This window comes from Klebsiella sp. CB_Kp196 (assembly GCF_040061575.1).
In the GTDB taxonomy this organism is placed as follows: domain Bacteria; phylum Pseudomonadota; class Gammaproteobacteria; order Enterobacterales; family Enterobacteriaceae; genus Klebsiella; species Klebsiella michiganensis.
Genome location: NZ_JBEAFH010000069.1, coordinates 21,442 through 40,793, shown reverse-complemented (window position 1 = coordinate 40,793; position 19,352 = coordinate 21,442). Strand labels below are relative to the sequence as shown.

At 50.9% G+C, this 19,352-nt stretch carries 15 protein-coding genes and 2 pseudogenes; 10 read left to right on the top strand and 7 right to left on the bottom strand.

Translation table 11 applies throughout. From position 1 onward, the window contains the following. Together ABLU87_RS24720 and ABLU87_RS24715 are read right to left on the bottom strand one after the other, a co-directional pair. On the bottom strand, positions 1-267 hold a 267-nt coding region (locus ABLU87_RS24720), incomplete at its 3' end, for an IS1-like element transposase (protein WP_032270943.1). A 190-nt stretch (positions 268-457) separates the two neighbouring features. After that, positions 458-1,665, bottom strand: a protein-coding gene (locus ABLU87_RS24715) for an IS3 family transposase (protein ID WP_085955172.1) whose coding sequence is annotated in 2 segments (ribosomal slippage) — positions 458-1,344 and positions 1,344-1,665 — 1,209 coding nt in all. Because the reading frame shifts where the segments join, the coding sequence is not laid out codon by codon here. A gap of 90 nt (positions 1,666-1,755) precedes the next feature. Here ABLU87_RS24715 and ABLU87_RS24710 point away from each other — a divergent pair. After that, positions 1,756-2,240: pseudogene (locus ABLU87_RS24710) on the top strand (IS1-like element IS1X2 family transposase); the annotation flags it as partial. Between the two features lie 15 nt (positions 2,241-2,255). Continuing rightward, positions 2,256-2,798, top strand: a pseudogene (locus tag ABLU87_RS24705) (ISL3-like element ISKpn25 family transposase); the annotation flags it as partial. A gap of 295 nt (positions 2,799-3,093) precedes the next feature. Here ABLU87_RS24705 and silE read toward each other — a convergent pair. From silE to silR, 3 genes are all read right to left on the bottom strand, one after another. Further along, positions 3,094-3,525 (bottom strand): silver-binding protein SilE, encoded by a 432-nt coding sequence (gene silE, locus ABLU87_RS24700; protein WP_004178091.1) that lies wholly within the window; start codon positions 3,523-3,525, stop codon positions 3,094-3,096. 250 nt (positions 3,526-3,775) lie between these two features. Continuing rightward, positions 3,776-5,251, bottom strand: a complete 1,476-nt coding sequence (silS, locus tag ABLU87_RS24695; protein WP_003032875.1) for a copper/silver sensor histidine kinase SilS — start codon at positions 5,249-5,251, stop codon at positions 3,776-3,778. Next, positions 5,244-5,924: a copper/silver response regulator transcription factor SilR gene (gene silR, locus ABLU87_RS24690; RefSeq protein WP_001572351.1), complete on the bottom strand. Its 681-nt coding sequence runs from the start codon at positions 5,922-5,924 to the stop codon at positions 5,244-5,246. Before silR ends, silS begins: the two co-directional genes overlap by 8 nt. Positions 5,925-6,113: 189 nt before the next feature. Between silR and silC the strand changes: the two genes are divergently transcribed. The 7 genes from silC to ABLU87_RS24655 all read left to right on the top strand — a co-directional run bounded on the left by silC (position 6,114) and on the right by ABLU87_RS24655 (position 15,789). Further along, positions 6,114-7,499 (top strand): Cu(+)/Ag(+) efflux RND transporter outer membrane channel SilC, encoded by a 1,386-nt coding sequence (gene silC, locus ABLU87_RS24685; protein ID WP_000475512.1) that lies wholly within the window; start codon positions 6,114-6,116, stop codon positions 7,497-7,499. A 28-nt stretch (positions 7,500-7,527) separates the two neighbouring features. Next, complete coding sequence (gene cusF, locus ABLU87_RS24680; RefSeq protein WP_001246153.1) at positions 7,528-7,881, top strand: cation efflux system protein CusF; 354 nt, start codon at positions 7,528-7,530, stop codon at positions 7,879-7,881. 113 nt (positions 7,882-7,994) lie between these two features. After that, positions 7,995-9,287, top strand: coding sequence for a Cu(+)/Ag(+) efflux RND transporter periplasmic adaptor subunit SilB (gene silB / locus ABLU87_RS24675; protein ID WP_004098959.1), 1,293 nt, complete (start codon positions 7,995-7,997; stop codon positions 9,285-9,287). 10 nt (positions 9,288-9,297) lie between these two features. Then, a complete protein-coding gene (silA, locus tag ABLU87_RS24670; RefSeq protein WP_004098958.1) occupies positions 9,298-12,444 on the top strand; it encodes a Cu(+)/Ag(+) efflux RND transporter permease subunit SilA in 3,147 nt (1,048 codons plus the stop codon). Positions 12,445-12,530: 86 nt separating this feature from the next. Then, positions 12,531-12,971 carry a DUF411 domain-containing protein gene (locus ABLU87_RS24665; protein WP_000758228.1) on the top strand — a complete coding sequence of 147 codons (441 nt, stop codon included), beginning with the start codon at positions 12,531-12,533 and terminating at the stop codon, positions 12,969-12,971. A gap of 126 nt (positions 12,972-13,097) precedes the next feature. Next, positions 13,098-15,551, top strand: coding sequence for an Ag(+)-translocating P-type ATPase SilP (gene silP / locus ABLU87_RS24660; protein ID WP_023317528.1), 2,454 nt, complete (start codon positions 13,098-13,100; stop codon positions 15,549-15,551). Between the two features lie 40 nt (positions 15,552-15,591). Further along, positions 15,592-15,789 carry a DUF2933 domain-containing protein gene (locus ABLU87_RS24655; RefSeq protein WP_000843497.1) on the top strand — a complete coding sequence of 66 codons (198 nt, stop codon included), beginning with the start codon at positions 15,592-15,594 and terminating at the stop codon, positions 15,787-15,789. Between the two features lie 33 nt (positions 15,790-15,822). Here the strand turns inward: ABLU87_RS24655 and ABLU87_RS24650 are convergent, their stop codons facing one another. Then, positions 15,823-16,560: a peptidoglycan DD-metalloendopeptidase family protein gene (locus tag ABLU87_RS24650; protein WP_004182013.1), complete on the bottom strand. Its 738-nt coding sequence runs from the start codon at positions 16,558-16,560 to the stop codon at positions 15,823-15,825. Between the two features lie 288 nt (positions 16,561-16,848). After that, on the bottom strand, positions 16,849-17,298 hold the full coding sequence (locus tag ABLU87_RS24645; protein ID WP_001023257.1) for a copper resistance protein: 450 nt from the start codon (positions 17,296-17,298) through the stop codon (positions 16,849-16,851). Positions 17,299-17,531: 233 nt separating this feature from the next. On the opposite strand from ABLU87_RS24645, the gene pcoA reads away from it, so the two are divergent. Beyond that, positions 17,532-19,349, top strand: coding sequence for a multicopper oxidase PcoA (gene pcoA, locus ABLU87_RS24640; protein WP_000925242.1), 1,818 nt, complete (start codon positions 17,532-17,534; stop codon positions 19,347-19,349). The last annotated feature ends 3 nt before the right edge of the window (positions 19,350-19,352 follow it).

Below are 19,352 nucleotides of genomic sequence, written 5' to 3'. Positions count from 1 at the left end.
GCGGCCTGAGTTTTTTAAGTGACGTAAAACCGTGTTGAGGCCAACGCCCATAATGCGTGCACTGGCGCGACATCCGACGCCATTCATGGCCATATCAATGATTTTCTGGTGCGTACCGGGCTGAGAGGCGGTGTAAGTGAACTGTAGTTGCCATGTTTTACGGCAATGAGAGCAGAGATAGCGCTGATGTCCGGCAGTGCTTTTGCCGTTACGCACCACGCCTTCAGTAGCGGAGCAGGAAGGACATCTGATGGAAATGGAAGCCACGCAAGCACCTTAAAATCACCATCATACACTAAATCAGTAAGTTGGCAGCATTACCAATCATCTGTTCTCCAATGACTGGTCTAAAAACTAGTATTAAGACTATCACTTATTTAAGTGATATTGGTTGTCTGGAGATTCAGGGGGCCAGTCTAGTGATCTTGACCCTCCATCTCCGAACAGCTTTTGTATCTTAAGTTAACGATGTCCGCTGCCGCCGGTATTCCCTCGGGGAGTGATATCCCAGCGCGCTGTGCGGGTGGTTTTCATTGTAATGCGTGAACGCTACTGCAAGGTTTCGCAGTGCTGTTCTCACATCCGGTTTTGGCATGAACGCGATATAGTCTTCTTTCATCGTTTTCACGAACCGTTCGGCCATGCCATTACTCTGCGGGCTGCTCACCGCTGTTGTGCAGGGCTCCAGATTCAGCTCTCTCGCGAACCTCCACGTTTCATACGCGGTATACGCTGAACCGTTGTCCGTCAGCCACTGCACCGCTGTATCGGGCAACCTGTCGCCGAAGCGCTTTTCCACCGACCTCAGCATCACATCCTGCACGGTTGAACTGTCATAGCCTCCCGTGCTTGCTGCCCAGTCTATGGCCTCACGGTCGCAGCAGTCCAGCGCGAACGTTACCCGCAGTTTTTCGCCGTTGTCGCAGCCGAACTCGAAGCCATCTGAACACCAGCGCATATCGCTTTCTGCCACCGCTATCTTGCCCTTATGTTCACGCTTCGGTCGCTCTGGTTTGTCATGCAACAACAACAGGTTATGCTCGCTCATTATCCTGTAAAGCCGTTTGGCGTTCACAGGTGGCTGTCCCTCTGTGCGACGTTGCTTGCGCAGGATGCCCCACACGCGTCGATAACCATAACTCGGCATATCGCTGATGATGTCGAGGATAGCCGACAGTATTTCTTCGTCTGCTTCGTCATTACGCCGGTTACAGCGCTTGTCCTGCCAGTCGGCAGAACGGTTAATCCGCAGTGACAGCTGCGCACGCGACACGCCCATGGTGCGGCTGACCAGGGCTATTCCCCGTCCTTTGGCAACAAGGGCGCGTGCGCTATCCATTTTCGCGACTGGCCGTACTCCACGGCTTCTTTCAGGATCTCAACTTCCATCGTCTTCTTGCCCAGAAGGCGCTGAAGTTCCCGGACCTGCTTCAGAGCAGCAGTAAGCTCAGAAGCAGGAACGACTTCCTCTCCGGCCGCAACGGCGGTGAGGCTGCCTTCCTGATATTGCTTCTTCCACTTAAACAGCAGGCTGGGCTGGATACCATGCAGGCGGGCGACATGGGAGACATTCATGCCCGGCTCCATCGTCTGCTGGATAATGGCGATCTTCTCCTGAGGAGTTTTACGTTTACGGGCTTCTTGCCCTAACAGGATCCCGGTCATCTCAAAATTGGCGTTAGTGTTAGACATATATTCAAGCCTATCTCTTATCTGGAGATACAGCTACTGTCCGGTGTTTCAGGGGGCTACATCATTATGGGCGTTGGCCTCAACACGGTTTTACGTCACTTAAAAAACTCAGGCCGCAGTCGGTAACCTCGCGCATACAACCGGGCAGTGATGTGATTGTCTGCGCTGAAATGGACGAACAGTGGGGCTACGTCGGTGCTAAATCACGTCAGCGCTGGCTGTTTTACGCGTATGACAGGATACGGAGGACGGTTGTGGCGCACGTCTTCGGTGAACGCACTCTGGCCACACTGGAGCGTCTTCTGAGCCTGCTGTCGGCCTTTGAGGTCGTGGTATGGATGACGGATGGCTGGCCGCTGTATGAATCACGCCTGAAGGGAAAGCTGCACGTTAACAGCAAGCGTTACACTCAGCGCATTGAGCGACATAACCTGAATCTGCGACAACATCTGGCAAGGCTGGGACGGAAGTCACTGTCGTTCTCAAAATCGGTGGAGCTGCATGACAAGGTCATCGGGCATTATCTGAACATAAAACACTATCAGTAAGTTGGGGTCATTACCCAGGCACAGTTAAGCAAAGAAGATCGCATTTACGTCAAAAAGTCCATTCGCTGGCTTACCCTGAAGCGACCCGGCAACCTGACGCCCGCAGAGCAAAAGGCGCTGGAGGTTGTAAAGCAGGCGATCCCAGCACTTGCCATGGCCTATGACTTCAAGGAAGCCTTCTTCTGCATCTACGACGAACCCGACAAGCAGAGTGCTCAGAACGCCTTTGAGGCTTGGAAGAACAGCCTGCCGCCTTATGGCATGGAGCCTTTCAAAAAACTGGTAAAAACGGTACACAACCATTACGACGACATCTTTGCCTACTGGGATGCGCCGTTCTCACTCACCAATGGCTATACCGAAGGGCTCAACGGTTTGATCAAGATGTCCAACCGGTTAGGTCGGGGTTATAGCTATGAGATCATCCGTGCAAAGACGTTGTACTCCAAAGAAGCCCGCAAGGTTGGCAGTGGTATTCGAGCAGGACGAGGCAAGGTCGAGTATGGACCGCACATTCCGACATTGTTGAAGCAGGCAGAAGGTGGAGAGTTGGATTAACGCGAGAGAGGGCGCGTCTGAGAATCCAACCAATGTTAGATTTTCGCAGGGTGGTGAAAAACAGAAAAATCCAACCAGAAGCAGCTTTTTGTCCGACTAAGAATCAAGGGTTAGAATGGATGAATTCCAACCCTAGAATGCAAATAGCCCATATAATAATTCCTTTCAGACAGGTACCGGTTAAGTGTAGCTGAGTCAGACAAAAAAGCCCCCTGACGGGGGGCAAAAATGTAGCAACGTTGTTTCAGGAAAATCTATCAGGGAAAAGGTAACAGCACGGATACTACCGTCGCATTCAGCCTGCATTGATCATGCGGCGGTGCGCTTCGGCCATGGCCTGATGTGGGCCGGATTGCCCGTTATTCATGAATTCATGAGCAACCGCTGCTCTTTCATGCTCATTCATCGCCGCGTAAGACGTTGACGGGACGGTCGTGGATACCGTGTTATTTCCCATCATCTTCTGATGACTTTCCACCATTTTCTGGTGAGCATCCGCCGAGCCGTTCGTCATGGTTTCATGAGCAATAATGGCCTGTTCATGCTGGTCCATACCGGTCATACGAGGAGCAGTCCCCTGGATCCCGACAGGAGCCTCAGCAGACTGCATCTGGTGAGCAGGAGCCTGTGCATTGTTGACGCGATCATGGATATTCACGGTTTCAGTGGCCCAGGCCGATGAAATTAAACCAAAGCCCAGCAAAGATGCTAATACGATATTTTTCATGATAACTCTCCATTTCTGAATTAGTGATGTCCGGGGAAGTACAACCGGTGTTTTCAGTTCCATAACTGAAACAAGTTCGGCAGCGTTTATTTCTCCGGAAGAGGGCTGGATATTCATTTCCTGGCGTACTCTGACGCCGGGTATTGATGAAGCAATCCAGCCTTCCTGATAAGTTGCACTAATTATATCGAATGGCTTCTGTTTGCTGCATGACAGGCTAATGACATCTTTGTCATTTACATCTTTATTTTCAGCATTGGGTTTCCGGGATCATTTTCTCCAGTCTGGGCACGGATAAGATAAAACGCGTGGAGCGTACGTCTGATTCCACCTGCACTCTTCCGTGATGTGCTTCCACGATTGACTTCACAATCGCAAGGCCGATGCCGCTGCCTTCTCCTTTTCGTTGTCTGGATGGATCCACCCGATAAAAACGGTCAAACAGCCTTGATAAATGTTCTTCAGGGATCGGTTTCCCCGGATTTTCAATCACAAGGTCAAAAAAGCTCTCCTGCTCTCTTATTGAGACGGTGATTGCCTGTCCCTCCGGGGTATAACGCAGGGCATTGGATAACAGATTATTGATCGCCCTTCTGAACATTTGTGGATCTCCCTCAACCAGGCAGGGCATCCCGTTAAATTTGAGCGTGATATTGCGTTCTTCGGCCCAGGCTTCGAAAAACTCGAAGACTTTCATGACTTCCGCTCTGAGGTCAAACATGACCCTGTCAGGTATCAGCTGATTATTATCTGCCTGTGCCAGGAACAGCATATCGCTGACCATTTTGGTCATCCGGTTATACTCTTCAAGACTGGAATAGAGGACATCCTCAAGTTCCCTCTGTGTTCGATCCTGACTCAGTGCGATTTCAGTCTGCGTCACCAGATTGGTGATGGGCGTTCTGATCTCATGCGCGATATCGGCAGAGAAATTGGCCTGGCGGGTAAAGACATCCTCAATCTTTCCAATCATATGATTGAACGAGATAACCAGTTGCTCCAGCTCAATGGGAACGCGTGTCGGTTCCAGTCGCGCATCAAGATTCTCGGAGGTGATGTTTTTAATGGCATTGCTGACATTACGAAGGGGCAGGTGCCCCTGACGGACAGCGATTCGAATGATCAGAACAATCAACAGGCTTATCACGACGGCAATCGCAATCAGGTTCTTTTTCAGCGCATCGAGGTAATGGAGATGGAAATTAATGGATAGGCCAGTCAGCATGACATAGTTCTGCTGTTTGCCCTGAAATATCGCCTGACCAGAGGAGGCGATAATCCTGTATGTTTCCATCTTCATTTCGGACCCGGTATCCATCGGTCCCGCAGGATCCTCCACCGTCCAGAGAAAGACATCCCGTGCGCGGCTGTGCTCGCTAAAATCTGCTGAATTCACTGCCGGGCGTAGTGCCGCCCCCTGAGCTGAGCTAAAGAGCACTTCACCCCTGGGATTGAGGAGCAAAAGGGCAACGTTGCGGTAGCTGGCAATTGATTCCTTTATTTTGCTTACTTTTTTTTCATCCGGATCTGCCGGGGACTGGAGTATACGGCTCAGTGTGGTGCTGATTTGTTGCAGATCGCTGACATCCTGCTCGGCAAAATGCTTTTCAACAGAATGCAGCATAAACCAGGTGAAGGCGATAAACGCCAGTATTGTGGACAGGCTGATAAAAAAGGTCAGCCGCAGAGCGAGTGAGAAAGGTCGTCTGGACGGTTTGCTATGCATCCGGGATCTCCAGCATGTAGCCCACGCCCCGCACTGTCTGGATCAGTTTTGTCCCGTAATCGTTGTCTATTTTAGCGCGGAGTCGCTTTACTGCGACATCAATCGCGTTAGTGTCGCTGTCAAAATTCATGTCCCAGACCTGAGAGGCAATCAGGGAGCGGGGAAGAACTTCTCCCTGATGGCGAATGAAGAATTCCAGCAAGCTGAACTCTTTACTGGTGAGCACAATGCGGTTCCCGGCGCGGCTGACTTTTCTGGATACGAGATCAACCGAGAGGTCAGCCACTTTAAGCTGGCTTTCCGTGATCATCGTGTTTCCCCGCCTGAGGAGGGTTCTTACCCGGGCGAGCAGTTCAGCAAACGCAAAGGGCTTCACCAGATAATCGTCCGCACCCAGCTCAAGTCCTTTGACCCTGTGTTCAATCGTGCCAAGGGCCGTCAGCAGTAATACCGGCATCCCCTTTCCGGCACTGCGCAGCATACGGATGATATCCCAGCCGTTTACATCAGGCAGCATGATATCCAGGATGACTAAATCATACTCGGCTGTCATGGCAAGATGATATCCGGTCAGACCATTATCAGCGTGATCCACGACGAACCCCGCCTCTGTCAGCCCCTTGCTGAGATATTCACCTGTTTTAATTTCGTCTTCAACGATTAATATTTTCATCATGCTCCCCGGCTGGCTGCTAATGTCATTTTATTGCGCCCACGATCGTTATCAACGGATTACAGCAAAAATGACAACATTGTCATTATCCTGTCACCCGGCAAACAGAGAGCGTTCGGTAAAGTATCCCTATCAATACTCTGGATTTCGTTTGAACCATTTACCAGGTCTGCCTGTACGAGAAGCGTTATGTTCAAATTAAAATTACTCAGCATCAGTACCATATTCATCCTGGCTGGTTGTGTTTCTCTGGCACCTGAATATCAGCGTCCGCCAGCTCCGGTTCCCCAGCAGTTTTCATTGTCTAAAAACAGTCTGACGCCTGCGGTAAACAGCTATCAGGATACGGGCTGGCGAAACTTTTTTGTCGATCCCCAGGTCAGCAGGCTGATCGGTGAAGCCCTGAATAATAACCGTGATTTGAGAATGGCTGCCCTGAAGGTTGAAGAGGCCCGGGCCCAGTTCAACGTCACGGATGCAGATCGTTATCCCCAACTGAATGCCTCATCCGGGATCACATACAACGGTGGTCTGAAAGGTGACAAGCCGACCACACAGGAGTACGACGCGGGTCTGGAGCTCAGCTATGAGCTCGATTTTTTTGGCAAACTTAAGAACATGAGTGAGGCTGATCGCCAGAACTACTTTGCCAGCGAAGAAGCCCGTCGTGCCGTACACATCCTGCTGGTCTCCAACGTTTCACAGAGCTATTTCAGCCAGCAACTGGCGTACGAACAACTCCGTATTGCGCGGGAAACGCTGAAAAATTATGAACAGTCCTATGCTTTCGTTGAGCAACAGCTCGTGACCGGGAGTACGAACGTTCTGGCACTTGAACAGGCGAGAGGACAAATCGAAAGTACCCGCGCCGAAATAGCCAAACGAGAAGGCGATCTGGCTCAGGCAAACAATGCCCTGCAACTGGTGCTGGGAACGTACCGCGCACTTCCGTCAGAAAAAGGGATGAAAGGCGGGGAGATCGCACCAGTAAAATTGCCACCAAATCTATCTTCACAAATTTTGCTGCAGCGACCGGATATTATGGAAGCGGAATATCAGCTGAAAGCGGCTGATGCCAATATTGGCGCAGCGCGAGCGGCCTTTTTCCCCTCCATTACCCTGACCAGTGGTCTTTCCGCAAGCAGTACGGAGCTGTCAAGCCTGTTTACGTCAGGAAGTGGAATGTGGAATTTTATCCCTAAAATTGAAATTCCTATTTTTAATGCTGGCAGGAATAAAGCCAATCTGAAGCTGGCTGAAATTCGCCAGCAACAATCGGTGGTTAATTACGAACAAAAAATTCAGTCAGCCTTTAAGGATGTTTCCGACACGCTTGCGCTGCGCGACAGTCTTAGCCAGCAACTTGAGTCACAGCAGCGTTATCTTGATTCACTTCAGATAACTCTCCAGCGTGCCAGAGGATTATATGCAAGTGGTGCTGTCAGTTACATCGAAGTGCTGGATGCAGAACGTTCCCTCTTCGCTACGCAGCAAACCATTCTCGATCTTACCTATTCCCGACAGGTTAACGAAATTAATCTGTTTACCGCGCTGGGTGGCGGTTGGGTAGAGTAAATTTATTTAATTAATCAGGAAATTAAAAATGCGTAATTCACTTAAAGCCGTTTTATTTGGTGCCTTCTCTGTCATGTTTTCTGCCGGTCTTCATGCTGAAACACATCAGCATGGCGATATGAATGCTGCCAGTGATGCTTCGGTACAGCAGGTTATCAAGGGCACCGGTGTCGTTAAAGACATTGATATGAATAGTAAAAAGATTACCATTTCGCACGAAGCAATCCCTGCTGTGGGCTGGCCTGCAATGACCATGCGCTTCACTTTTGTTAATGCAGACGACGCTATCAATGCCCTGAAAACCGGCAACCATGTCGATTTCTCGTTTATTCAGCAGGGCAATATCTCCTTACTCAAAAGCATTAACGTTACGCAATCCTGATTATCAGTCCGGAGCGAATACATCCAGTGCGCCTGAACATTCATTAAGGGATTACTGTGAATGAATGATCGGGCGCATATGCCAGGTGTTTTGATTTTTCAGCGAGAAATTGTATGGCTTCTTTAAAGATAAAATATGCTGCAATAATTATCAGCAGCCTCATAGCAGGGGGGCTGATATCGGTTACTGCCTGGCAGTATGTAAACTCATCACAAAAAACAGTACAAACCGAACAAAAGGCACCGGAGCGAAAGGTACTTTTCTGGTATGACCCGATGAAACCGGATACCAAATTTGATAAACCCGGAAAATCTCCCTTTATGGATATGGACCTGGTGCCGAAATATGCTGATGAAAGTGGCGATAAAAGCAGTGGCGGGATCCGTATCGATCCAACGCAGGTTCAGAATCTGGGATTAAAAACGCAAAAAGTCACGCGAGGAATGCTGAATTATTCCCAGACAATCCCGGCTAATGTCAGTTACAACGAGTATCAGTTTGTCATTGTGCAGGCGCGCTCTGACGGTTTCGTCGAAAAAGTGTATCCCCTGACGATTGGCGATCATGTGAAGAAAGGCACTCCGCTTATCGATATCACCATTCCTGAATGGGTTGAGGCACAAAGTGAGTTCCTGCTGTTATCCGGTACAGGCGGTACGTCAACCCAGATAAAAGGGGTTCTGGAGCGACTTCGTCTGGCTGGTATGCCGGAAGAGGATATTCAAAGGCTGCGTTCAACCCGCACAATCCAGACCCGTTTTACCATTAAAGCACCTATTGATGGTGTCATTACTGCGTTTGACCTGCGCACCGGCATGAATATTTCGAAAGATAAAGTAGTGGCTCAGATTCAGGGGATGGACCCGGTCTGGATCAGCGCTGCAGTGCCAGAATCTATCGCATATCTGCTGAAAGATACGTCGCAGTTTGAAATTTCGGTACCGGCTTATCCGGATAAAACATTCCATGTCGAAAAATGGAACATTCTTCCCAGCGTGGATCAGACAACCCGTACGCTTCAGGTCCGTCTCCAGGTTTCTAATAAGGATGAGTTTCTCAAGCCGGGCATGAATGCCTATCTGAAACTGAATACCAAGAGCCAGGAGATGCTGCTGATACCAAGCCAGGCCGTTATCGATACCGGCAAAGAACAGCGCGTGATTACTGTTGATGATGAAGGCAAGTTTGTGCCGAAACAGATCCACGTTCTGCATGAATCACAGCAACAGTCCGGCATCGGTTCCGGCCTGAATGAAGGCGATACCGTGGTGGTCAGTGGCCTGTTCCTCATTGACTCCGAAGCCAATATTACGGGCGCGCTGGAACGTATGCGCCACCCTGAAAAAACAGAAAGCAGTATGCCAGCAATGTCTGACCAGCCTGTAAATATGCATTCAGGGCACTGAGGAGACGACGATGATTGAATGGATTATCCGGCGCTCTGTCGCCAACCGTTTCCTGGTCATGATGGGGGCCCTGTTTCTCAGCATCTGGGGTACATGGACGATTATTAACACGCCGGTCGATGCCTTGCCTGACCTGTCAGATGTACAGGTCATTATCAAAACCAGCTATCCCGGCCAGGCCCCGCAGATTGTAGAAAACCAGGTCACCTATCCACTTACCACCACCATGCTGTCCGTACCTGGCGCAAAAACCGTGCGTGGTTTTTCACAGTTCGGGGATTCGTATGTGTATGTCATTTTTGAAGACGGCACCGATCTGTACTGGGCCCGTTCCCGCGTGCTGGAATATCTGAATCAGGTTCAGGGAAAACTGCCTGCCGGTGTGAGTTCTGAAATCGGTCCTGATGCCACGGGTGTGGGCTGGATTTTTGAATATGCCCTTGTCGATCGCAACGGAAAACACGACCTTTCAGAACTGCGCTCTCTGCAGGACTGGTTCCTGAAATTTGAGCTGAAAACCATCCCGAACGTGGCTGAGGTCGCTTCGGTTGGCGGCGTGGTGAAACAGTACCAGATTCAGGTCAATCCGGTAAAACTGTCCCAGTACGGTATCAGCCTGCCCGAAGTGAAACAGGCACTTGAATCGTCTAACCAGGAGGCCGGTGGCTCATCCGTTGAAATGGCCGAAGCGGAGTATATGGTCCGTGCCAGCGGTTATCTTCAGAGCATTGATGATTTTAATAACATCGTCCTGAAAACAGGTGAGAACGGCGTGCCGGTTTATCTGCGGGATGTTGCCCGCGTGCAGACCGGGCCCGAAATGAGGCGTGGTATTGCCGAGCTGAACGGCCAGGGAGAAGTCGCTGGCGGCGTGGTGATCCTGCGGTCGGGTAAAAATGCGCGCGACGTTATCACGGCAGTGAGGGATAAACTGGAGACGCTGAAGGCCAGCCTGCCGGAAGGCGTTGAAATCGTGACCACCTACGATCGCAGCCAGTTAATCGACCGGGCGATTGATAACCTCAGTTACAAGCTTCTTGAAGAGTTTATCGTTGTTGCTGTCGTTTGCGCACTGTTCCTCTGGCATGTCCGTTCTGCCCTGGTGGCGATTATTTCTCTGCCACTTGGCCTGTGTATCGCCTTTATCGTCATGCACTTCCAGGGACTGAACGCCAATATCATGTCGCTGGGAGGGATAGCGATTGCCGTCGGTGCGATGGTGGATGCCGCCATTGTGATGATTGAAAATGCGCACAAACGGCTTGAGGAGTGGGATCATCAGCATCCGGGTGAGCAGATTGACAACGCCACCCGCTGGAAGGTGATTACCGACGCCTCCGTGGAAGTGGGACCCGCGTTGTTCATTAGCCTGCTGATCATCACCCTGTCCTTTATTCCTATCTTTACCCTGGAAGGGCAGGAAGGTCGTCTGTTTGGCCCGCTGGCATTCACGAAAACGTACTCCATGGCGGGAGCGGCCGCACTGGCCATCATCGTCATTCCTATTCTGATGGGATTCTGGATCCGGGGGAAAATTCCTGCCGAGACAAGTAACCCCCTGAACCGGGTGCTGATCAAAGCGTATCATCCTTTGCTGCTGCGGGTCCTCCACTGGCCAAAAACAACCCTGCTGGTTGCGGCCTTGTCCATTTTCACGGTTATCTGGCCACTGAGTCAGGTGGGCGGTGAATTTCTGCCGAAGATTAACGAGGGCGATCTGCTGTATATGCCGTCGACCTTGCCTGGCGTCTCTCCGGCAGAAGCTGCAGCGCTCCTGCAGACAACAGACAAGTTAATCAAAAGCGTTCCTGAAGTGGCTTCTGTATTTGGCAAGACCGGTAAAGCAGAGACCGCAACGGATTCCGCGCCGCTCGAAATGGTGGAAACCACGATCCAGCTCAAACCTGAGGATCAGTGGCGTCCCGGCATGACAATTGACAAGATTATTGATGAACTCGACAGGACAGTCCGTTTACCGGGTCTGGCAAACCTCTGGGTGCCGCCTATCCGTAACCGTATTGATATGCTCTCAACCGGGATCAAAAGCCCGATAGGTATCAAAGTGTCCGGGACTGTTCTGTCCGATATCGACGCGACGGCGCAGAGTATCGAGGCGGTAGCCAAAACCGTGCCTGGCGTGGTGTCTGTCCTGGCTGAGCGACTTGAGGGCGGGCGCTACATCGATATCGATATCAACCGGGAGAAAGCTTCCCGGTACGGGATGACTGTGGGCGACGTCCAGCTGTTCGTCTCTTCAGCAATCGGTGGGGCTATGGTGGGTGAGACGGTTGAAGGCGTGGCCCGGTACCCTATTAACATTCGCTATCCGCAGGATTACCGTAACAGTCCGCAGGCGTTGAGAGAGATGCCAATCCTGACCCCAATGAAGCAGCAAATTACGCTGGGCGATGTTGCCGATATTAAGGTCGTTTCCGGACCAACCATGCTGAAAACCGAAAATGCCCGGCCAGCCAGCTGGATTTATGTTGATGCCCGCGGCAGGGACATGGTGTCGGTGGTGAACGATATTAAGACGGCCATCAGTGAGAAAGTGAAACTGAGACCGGGGACCAGTGTGGCATTCTCAGGACAGTTTGAATTACTCGAGCACGCCAATAAGAAATTAAAACTGATGGTACCGATGACGGTGATGATCATCTTCATCCTGTTATATCTGGCATTCCGCCGGGCTGATGAGGCCTTACTTATTCTGATGAGCCTGCCGTTTGCCCTGGTTGGCGGGATATGGTTCCTGTACTGGCAGGGCTTCCATATGTCAGTGGCGACCGGAACCGGGTTTATCGCCCTGGCCGGGGTGGCAGCAGAGTTTGGCGTGGTCATGCTGATGTATCTGCGTCATGCCATTGAAGCGCACCCGGAATTGTCCCGTAAAGAGACGTTCACACCGGAAGGCCTTGATGAAGCCCTCTATCATGGTGCCGTACTGCGTGTCCGGCCGAAAGCCATGACCGTGGCGGTGATCATTGCGGGTCTGCTGCCAATACTCTGGGGAACCGGTGCAGGTTCAGAAGTCATGAGCCGTATCGCGGCACCCATGATTGGTGGGATGATCACGGCTCCGCTGCTGTCCCTGTTCATTATTCCTGCCGCCTACAAATTAATCTGGCTGCGCAGACATAAAAAAAGCGTGTCCTGAACCTGAAAGGGCACCCCCTGTGGGTGTCCTTCTTTACTGATTCACCCTGACGTCAGGGTTTATATCGATAATATACAGAGGTGAGTATGAAAAAAGTGGTTCTAATGGCGCTGGCTCTCGGCCTTTCACTACCCGCGATGGCGAGTGAAAAAGTGATTGATATGTACAAATCTGAAAACTGTGGCTGTTGTTCCCTGTGGGGCAAAGCGATGGAAAAAGACGGGTTTGAAGTACGAACTCACGTCATGAATGATCAGGCGCTGTCAGCCCTGAAAGAAAAGCATGCTATTCCTGCAGGACTACGAAGTTGTCATACCGCGGTTGCCGGTAATTTGATCATTGAAGGCCATGTGCCTGCGACAACGATACATAAGGCAATGCAGTCTGGTTCGGGTATATACGGTCTCGCCACCCCCGGTATGCCAGCAGGAAGTCCTGGAATGGAGATGGGAGCCCGAAAAGAGGCTTACGATGTTATCGCATTCTCACCGGATGGAAGTAAAAAAGTCTTCCAGCGAATCGAATAGTCAGCGGAACGGCTGATAACGGGACGCCGGTAGCAGGCACTCCTGTGCCGGCGATATTCGTGGTAATCGCATCCATGACATACCCTGAAGACAGAAGATGCTTCGGTATGCATAAGGAGAGTTACTGTGAAAAATGACAATGCAGTGCAACACAACAACCAGACTGCTTCTGAGCAGACATTATCCCCGGACGAGGGCCACGTATTGCATAAGGTGAGAGATCCCGTGTGCGGGATGGCCATCCTGCCCGACAGGGCGCACAGCAGCATTCGATACCAGGACCACCAACTTTATTTCTGCTCCGCCAGCTGTGAGAGTAAATTTAAAGCCCATCCCGATCGTTATCTTACCGAAGATGCCAGTGAACATTCCCATCACCATCACCATCACCACGATCATCACGAAGTCAGCCCTGATCAGATAAAACAGCCTCACAACCAGGCGGAAAAAGAGAATTCTGAAGGTGTGTGGACATGTCCGATGCACCCGGAGATACGCCGCAGTGGTCCCGGAAGCTGTCCTGTCTGTGGAATGGCACTGGAGCCGCTCGTAGCTACGGCATCCACGGGGCCGAGTGATGAACTTCACGACATGACAAGACGCTTCTGGCTGGGGTTGTTGCTGGCGTTTCCGGTTCTGGTACTCGAAATGGGATCTCATCTGTTTCCCGACTTGAGGAATACAGTACCGCCACAGTACAACACATGGCTGCAGTTGCTTCTGGCCTCCCCTGTCGTGTTGTGGTGTGGCTGGCCATTCTTCGCCCGGGCCGGAATGTCGTTACGTAACCGCTCCCTGAATATGTTTACCCTTGTTGCAATGGGGACCGGCGTAGCCTGGGTTTACAGCGTCATTGCAACCGTCTTCCCCTCCTGGTTTCCTGCATCGTTCAGAAACATGGATGGCCTGGTGGCCGTTTATTTTGAAGCCGCAGCAGTTATTACGGTGCTTGTTCTGCTGGGACAGGTTCTTGAGCTGCGGGCACGGGAACAAACCTCAGGCGCCATTACTGCGCTTCTGAACCTTGCCCCCAAAACCGCCAGACGGCTGGATCATGACGGTCATGAAACGGATATTAATGCGGAAGATGTCCTGCCTGGCGATAAGCTCCGCATCAGACCTGGAGAGAGTATTCCGGTCGACGGTATCGTGATCGAAGGCAAAACAACCGTTGATGAATCGATGGTGACCGGGGAGTCTATGCCGGTTACCAAAACGAAGGGTGACCCTGTCATTGGGGGGACGATTAATCAGACAGGTAGTCTTATCATCCGTGCAGAGAAAGTCGGTGATGAAACGATGCTCTCACGAATTGTTCAGATGGTCGCTGATGCACAGCGTTCGCGTGCCCCCATCCAGAGAATGGCAGACAGCGTTTCAGGCTGGTTTGTTCCTCTGGTGATACTTATCGCGGTTGTTGCTTTCTTGATCTGGTCTCTCTGGGGGCCCGAGCCCAGGATGGCGCACGGTCTCATTGCGGCTGTGTCGGTCCTGATTATTGCCTGTCCCTGCGCGCTGGGACTGGCCACGCCGATGTCGATAATGGTGGGGGTGGGCAAAGGCGCCCAGGCCGGGGTGTTAATCAAGAATGCCGAAGCCCTTGAGCGTCTTGAAAAAGTGGACACGCTGGTTGTCGACAAAACAGGCACGCTCACGGAAGGTTCGCCTACGGTGACAGGGATTATCAGTCTCAGTCCGGGTGGGGAAATATCTCTTTTACGTGTAACAGCTGCAGTGGAAAAAGGTTCGCAGCATCCGTTGGGTATGGCTGTTGTCAGAGCCGCGCATGAAAAGGGGATCGTGATACCTGCCGTCAGTAATTTCAATGCCCCGTCGGGGAAAGGTGTCTCAGGCGATGTCGAAGGTCAACGGGTTGTTATTGGTAATGAACTGGCTATGCAGGAAAACAGTATCGTTATTGATAATCAAAAGGCCGTTGCGGATACGTTGCGGATGGAAGGCGCTACCGTTATCTATGTGGCCACAGACGGGAACCTTGCAGGCCTGATAGCTATCTCGGATCCCGTGAAAGCAACCACGCCGGATGCGCTTAAAGCTTTGCGTCAGGCGGGGATCCGCATTGTTATGCTCACCGGGGATAACCAGCTTACTGCTGAAGCAGTCGCACGGAAACTGGGAATAGATGAGGTTGAAGCCGGGATTCTGCCGGATGGCAAAAAAGCAGTGATAACCCGACTGAAAGCGTCTGGCCATGTGGTTGCGATGGCCGGAGACGGTGTGAATGATGCCCCGGCGCTGGCAGCGGCTGACGTGGGTATAGCCATGGGAACGGGTACAGATGTGGCAATAGAAAGTGCTGGCGTTACCCTTCTCAAAGGCGATTTGATGATACTCAACAGGGCCCGTCATCTGTCAGAAATCACCATGAAAAATATCCGGCAGAATCTGTTTTTTGCGTTTATCTACAATGCTCTTGGGGTGCCTGTAGCTGCAGGTCTGCTTTATCCTGTGTATGGAATACTGCTGTCGCCAGTTATTGCGGCGGCGGCTATGGCCCTTTCCTCCGTTAGCGTCATTGCAAATGCGTTGCGTCTGAAAAGTGTCAGGCTCGGGAAATAACCCTGAATGAAGGGTCTGTTACTAACAGAAGGAGTCCGGTATGAAAAGTACCACCTATGCGCTTATTGCTGTCGCCGCGATTGCGGCATTTGCCCTCCTGCGCGAACACTGGTCACATGTGGCAGGTTACTGGCCATATCTGTTATTGCTGGTCTGCCCGCTAATGCATCTTTTCCACGGCCACGGAGGGCATGGAGATCATCAACATCAAGGAAGTGAAAACGATAAAAAAAATTAATCCGGCAGACGGGGCCGCGTCGCGGCCCCGTTATCATTCCAGGTATCGTTCGTAGTCTCTGGCATGCGCAAAGGCATGCTGTTCAAGTTTGTTATCAGCGGGTGCCGCTGCCCGGAACGCCAGTGAGTTAACAGGATTGTTATTGATGACCAGCTCGTAATGCAGATGAGGACCGGATGAACGTCCGCTGTTACCGGATAACGCAATAGCGTCTCCCCGGGTAACCCTGGCCCCTTTAGTAACGAGTATTTTATTGAGGTGGAGATAGCGAGTTTTAACACCGGCTTTTCCCGTTACTTCAACAAAATATCCCATGGTACTGTTGTATTCGGCCCGGGTGATTTTTCCGTCGATGACGCTGACTATTTTCGTGTTCATGGGCATGGAATAATCAATGCCATTATGGGGACTCACTTTTCCCGATACCGGGTTAAGTCTTGCAGGATTGAAAGGCGAACTGAGTCTTGCTGTGGCCGGTAACGGATAATCGAGACTGCCTTTCCCGGAAGTATCGGAAAGGTTATAGAACTTTTTATCTGATATACGATACGCCGTGTAATTAAATGAACCGGACGTAAATTTATAGGCCACGACACGTGATTTTCCCGCTTTCTTTTGCAGTACGAGTTTTAATGATTCATTTTTTTTCAAATGCCGCAGATTAAACCGGGAAGGCAAGGAGCGCTGAAGAGTAGCGATCTCGTTCGATTCCAGCCCCGAGCGGGTGGCTGAAAGGTAGGCATTTTCTTTTACGACATCGGTAGAATACATTTACTGGAATTCGCCGTTAGCATGAACACTGCGGCGTATGCTAGGGGTTTTCAGGAGGCGTGTCATCTGTCAGTTAATCGGGAGCACCGTTGATGGTCGTCATTTTTGTAACATATCTTGTTTCCCGTTTGCTCCTGAAGCTCTGGGAACTGTATGACCAGCCCGACGGTGATGATTAACGGGACTGAAACAGGTTACGGCAGAGCAATATGGGGCTCATGTCCTGCTACGTAACCCGTCAGTAAAGCCCTGCTGCGCACCTGACGCTAAGCACTAACCCGCCTGCAGTTACCTGGTCGAATACAGCCCGCGAAGCTTTCTTGCCTGCGTCTGATGTGCTTCCGCACCGGCATTATTGACCTGCTCATGCACGAGAGCGGCTTTTTCTCCGGCATTCAGTTCGTTAAAAGAAGAAGACGAGGTCTTTGAATTTGCATCACTGCCGGACAGCATTTTTTTATGTTCCTCAATCATTTTCTGATGCGCATAGGACGCGCTGTTGTTCATAAATGAATGAGCAACAATGGCCCTTTCATGTTCATTCATTTCAGAGAATGAGGGCGTGTTGTTTTTATTAACCCTGTCCGGTAAGTTTTCATGCGTCGAGGAGTTCACATGACTGACGGCTGAGGCATTATTAACAAATCGATGTGCTTCATGGGCAATATCACTGGACTGAGCAAAAGCTGCCCCACAAAATAAAGCTGTAAACGCAGTGGTCGTGATTAATATATTCATGTGTAATTACCTTCTGAGGTACATAAAAGATGTCCTTATGATCATATATAAAAAAATCAACCTGTGGAGAAGATGACGTAAATGTAATACAGCCACGTACATTACACGATTGTAATGAATTTGTTTCTTAAGGTGTGCTAGATTCATTTCATTGTAAGTGGATGAACCAGTAATTTAATTTAAATCGGTTCTCGAATTCTGTCAGTAACCATACTTTAAATAAGGGAATGCGCATGCTGTTGAAAACGTCTCGACGAACTTTCCTGAAGGGGTTAACCCTCTCTGGCGTAGCCGGAAGTCTTGGCGTATGGAGTTTCAATGCGCGTTCCAGTCTGAGCCTGCCAGTTGCCGCATCCCTGCAGGGTACTCAGTTTGACCTGACCATTGGTGAAACGGCCGTCAATATCACGGGCAGTGAGCGTCAGGCCAAAACAATCAATGGAGGCCTGCCGGGGCCCGTTCTTCGCTGGAAAGAAGGTGACACCATTACCCTGAAGGTCAAAAACCGTCTTAATGAACAGACGTCCATTCACTGGCACGGCATTATTCTTCCGGCCAATATGGATGGTGTTCCGGGGCTGAGTTTTATGGGCATAGAGCCTGATGATACCTACGTTTACACCTTTAAGGTTAAGCAGAACGGGACTTACTGGTACCACAGCCATTCCGGTCTGCAGGAACAGGAGGGGGTATACGGTGCCATTATCATCGATGCCAGGGAGCCAGAACCGTTTGCTTACGATCGTGAGCATGTGGTCATGTTGTCTGACTGGACCGATGAAAATCCTCACAGCCTGCTGAAAAAATTAAAAAAACAGTCGGATTACTACAATTTCAATAAACCAACCGTTGGCTCTTTTTTCCGCGACGTGAATACCAGGGGGCTGTCAGCCACCATTGCCGATCGGAAAATGTGGGCTGAAATGAAAATGAATCCGACTGACCTCGCGGATGTCAGTGGCTACACCTACACCTATCTCATGAACGGGCAGGCCCCGCTGAAAAACTGGACCGGACTGTTCCGTCCCGGTGAAAAGATACGCTTACGGTTTATCAACGGCTCGGCAATGACCTATTTCGATATCCGTATCCCCGGGCTGAAAATGACGGTCGTGGCTGCAGATGGCCAGTATGTAAACCCGGTTACCGTTGACGAATTCAGGATTGCCGTTGCCGAAACCTATGATGTCATTGTGGAGCCTCAGGGTGAGGCCTATACCATCTTCGCACAATCCATGGACAGGACCGGTTACGCTCGAGGGACACTGGCCACGAGAGAAGGGTTAAGTGCTGCCGTTCCCCCCCTCGATCCCCGTCCTCTGTTGACCATGGAAGATATGGGTATGGGGGGAATGGGACATGATATGGCAGGAATGGACCACAGCCAGATGGGAGGCATGGATAACAGCGGAGAGATGATGTCTATGGACGGTGCTGACCTTCCGGATAGCGGGACATCCTCCGCGCCCATGGATCACAGCAGCATGGCCGGTATGGATCATTCCCGGATGGCCGGAATGCCGGGTATGCAAAGTCATCCTGCGTCAGAAACGGATAACCCACTGGTTGATATGCAGGCGATGAGCGTCTCTCCGAAATTAAATGATCCGGGTATTGGTCTTCGAAATAACGGAAGAAAGGTTCTCACGTACGCGGATTTGAAAAGCCGCTTTGAGGATCCTGACGGACGTGAACCTGGCCGTACCATAGAACTGCATTTAACCGGCCACATGGAAAAGTTTGCCTGGTCATTTAACGGAATCAAGTTTTCAGATGCCGCACCGGTGCTGCTGAAATACGGTGAGCGGCTCAGGATCACGCTGATCAACGATACCATGATGACTCACCCCATTCACCTGCATGGTATGTGGAGCGATCTGGAAGATGAAAACGGTAATTTCATGGTTCGTAAACACACAATAGATGTTCCCCCTGGTACAAAACGCAGTTACAGAGTGACAGCAGATGCGCTTGGCCGCTGGGCGTATCACTGCCATTTGCTCTATCACATGGAAATGGGAATGTTTCGTGAAGTCCGGGTGGAGGAATGATGC

Bases quoted from the DNA above. Each gene is read 5' to 3' on its own strand.
- silE (WP_004178091.1), bottom strand. From the start codon at position 3,525: ATGAAAAATATCGTATTAGCATCTTTGCTGGGCTTTGGTTTAATTTCA.
- silS (WP_003032875.1), bottom strand. From the start codon at position 5,251: ATGCATAGCAAACCGTCCAGACGACCTTTCTCACTCGCTCTGCGGCTG.
- silR (WP_001572351.1), bottom strand. From the start codon at position 5,924: ATGAAAATATTAATCGTTGAAGACGAAATTAAAACAGGTGAATATCTC.
- silC (WP_000475512.1), top strand. From the start codon at position 6,114: ATGTTCAAATTAAAATTACTCAGCATCAGTACCATATTCATCCTGGCT.
- cusF (WP_001246153.1), top strand. From the start codon at position 7,528: ATGCGTAATTCACTTAAAGCCGTTTTATTTGGTGCCTTCTCTGTCATG.
- silB (WP_004098959.1), top strand. From the start codon at position 7,995: ATGGCTTCTTTAAAGATAAAATATGCTGCAATAATTATCAGCAGCCTC.
- silA (WP_004098958.1), top strand. From the start codon at position 9,298: ATGATTGAATGGATTATCCGGCGCTCTGTCGCCAACCGTTTCCTGGTC.
- ABLU87_RS24665 (WP_000758228.1), top strand. From the start codon at position 12,531: ATGAAAAAAGTGGTTCTAATGGCGCTGGCTCTCGGCCTTTCACTACCC.
- ABLU87_RS24655 (WP_000843497.1), top strand. From the start codon at position 15,592: ATGAAAAGTACCACCTATGCGCTTATTGCTGTCGCCGCGATTGCGGCA.
- ABLU87_RS24650 (WP_004182013.1), bottom strand. From the start codon at position 16,560: ATGTATTCTACCGATGTCGTAAAAGAAAATGCCTACCTTTCAGCCACC.
- ABLU87_RS24645 (WP_001023257.1), bottom strand. From the start codon at position 17,298: ATGAATATATTAATCACGACCACTGCGTTTACAGCTTTATTTTGTGGG.
- pcoA (WP_000925242.1), top strand. From the start codon at position 17,532: ATGCTGTTGAAAACGTCTCGACGAACTTTCCTGAAGGGGTTAACCCTC.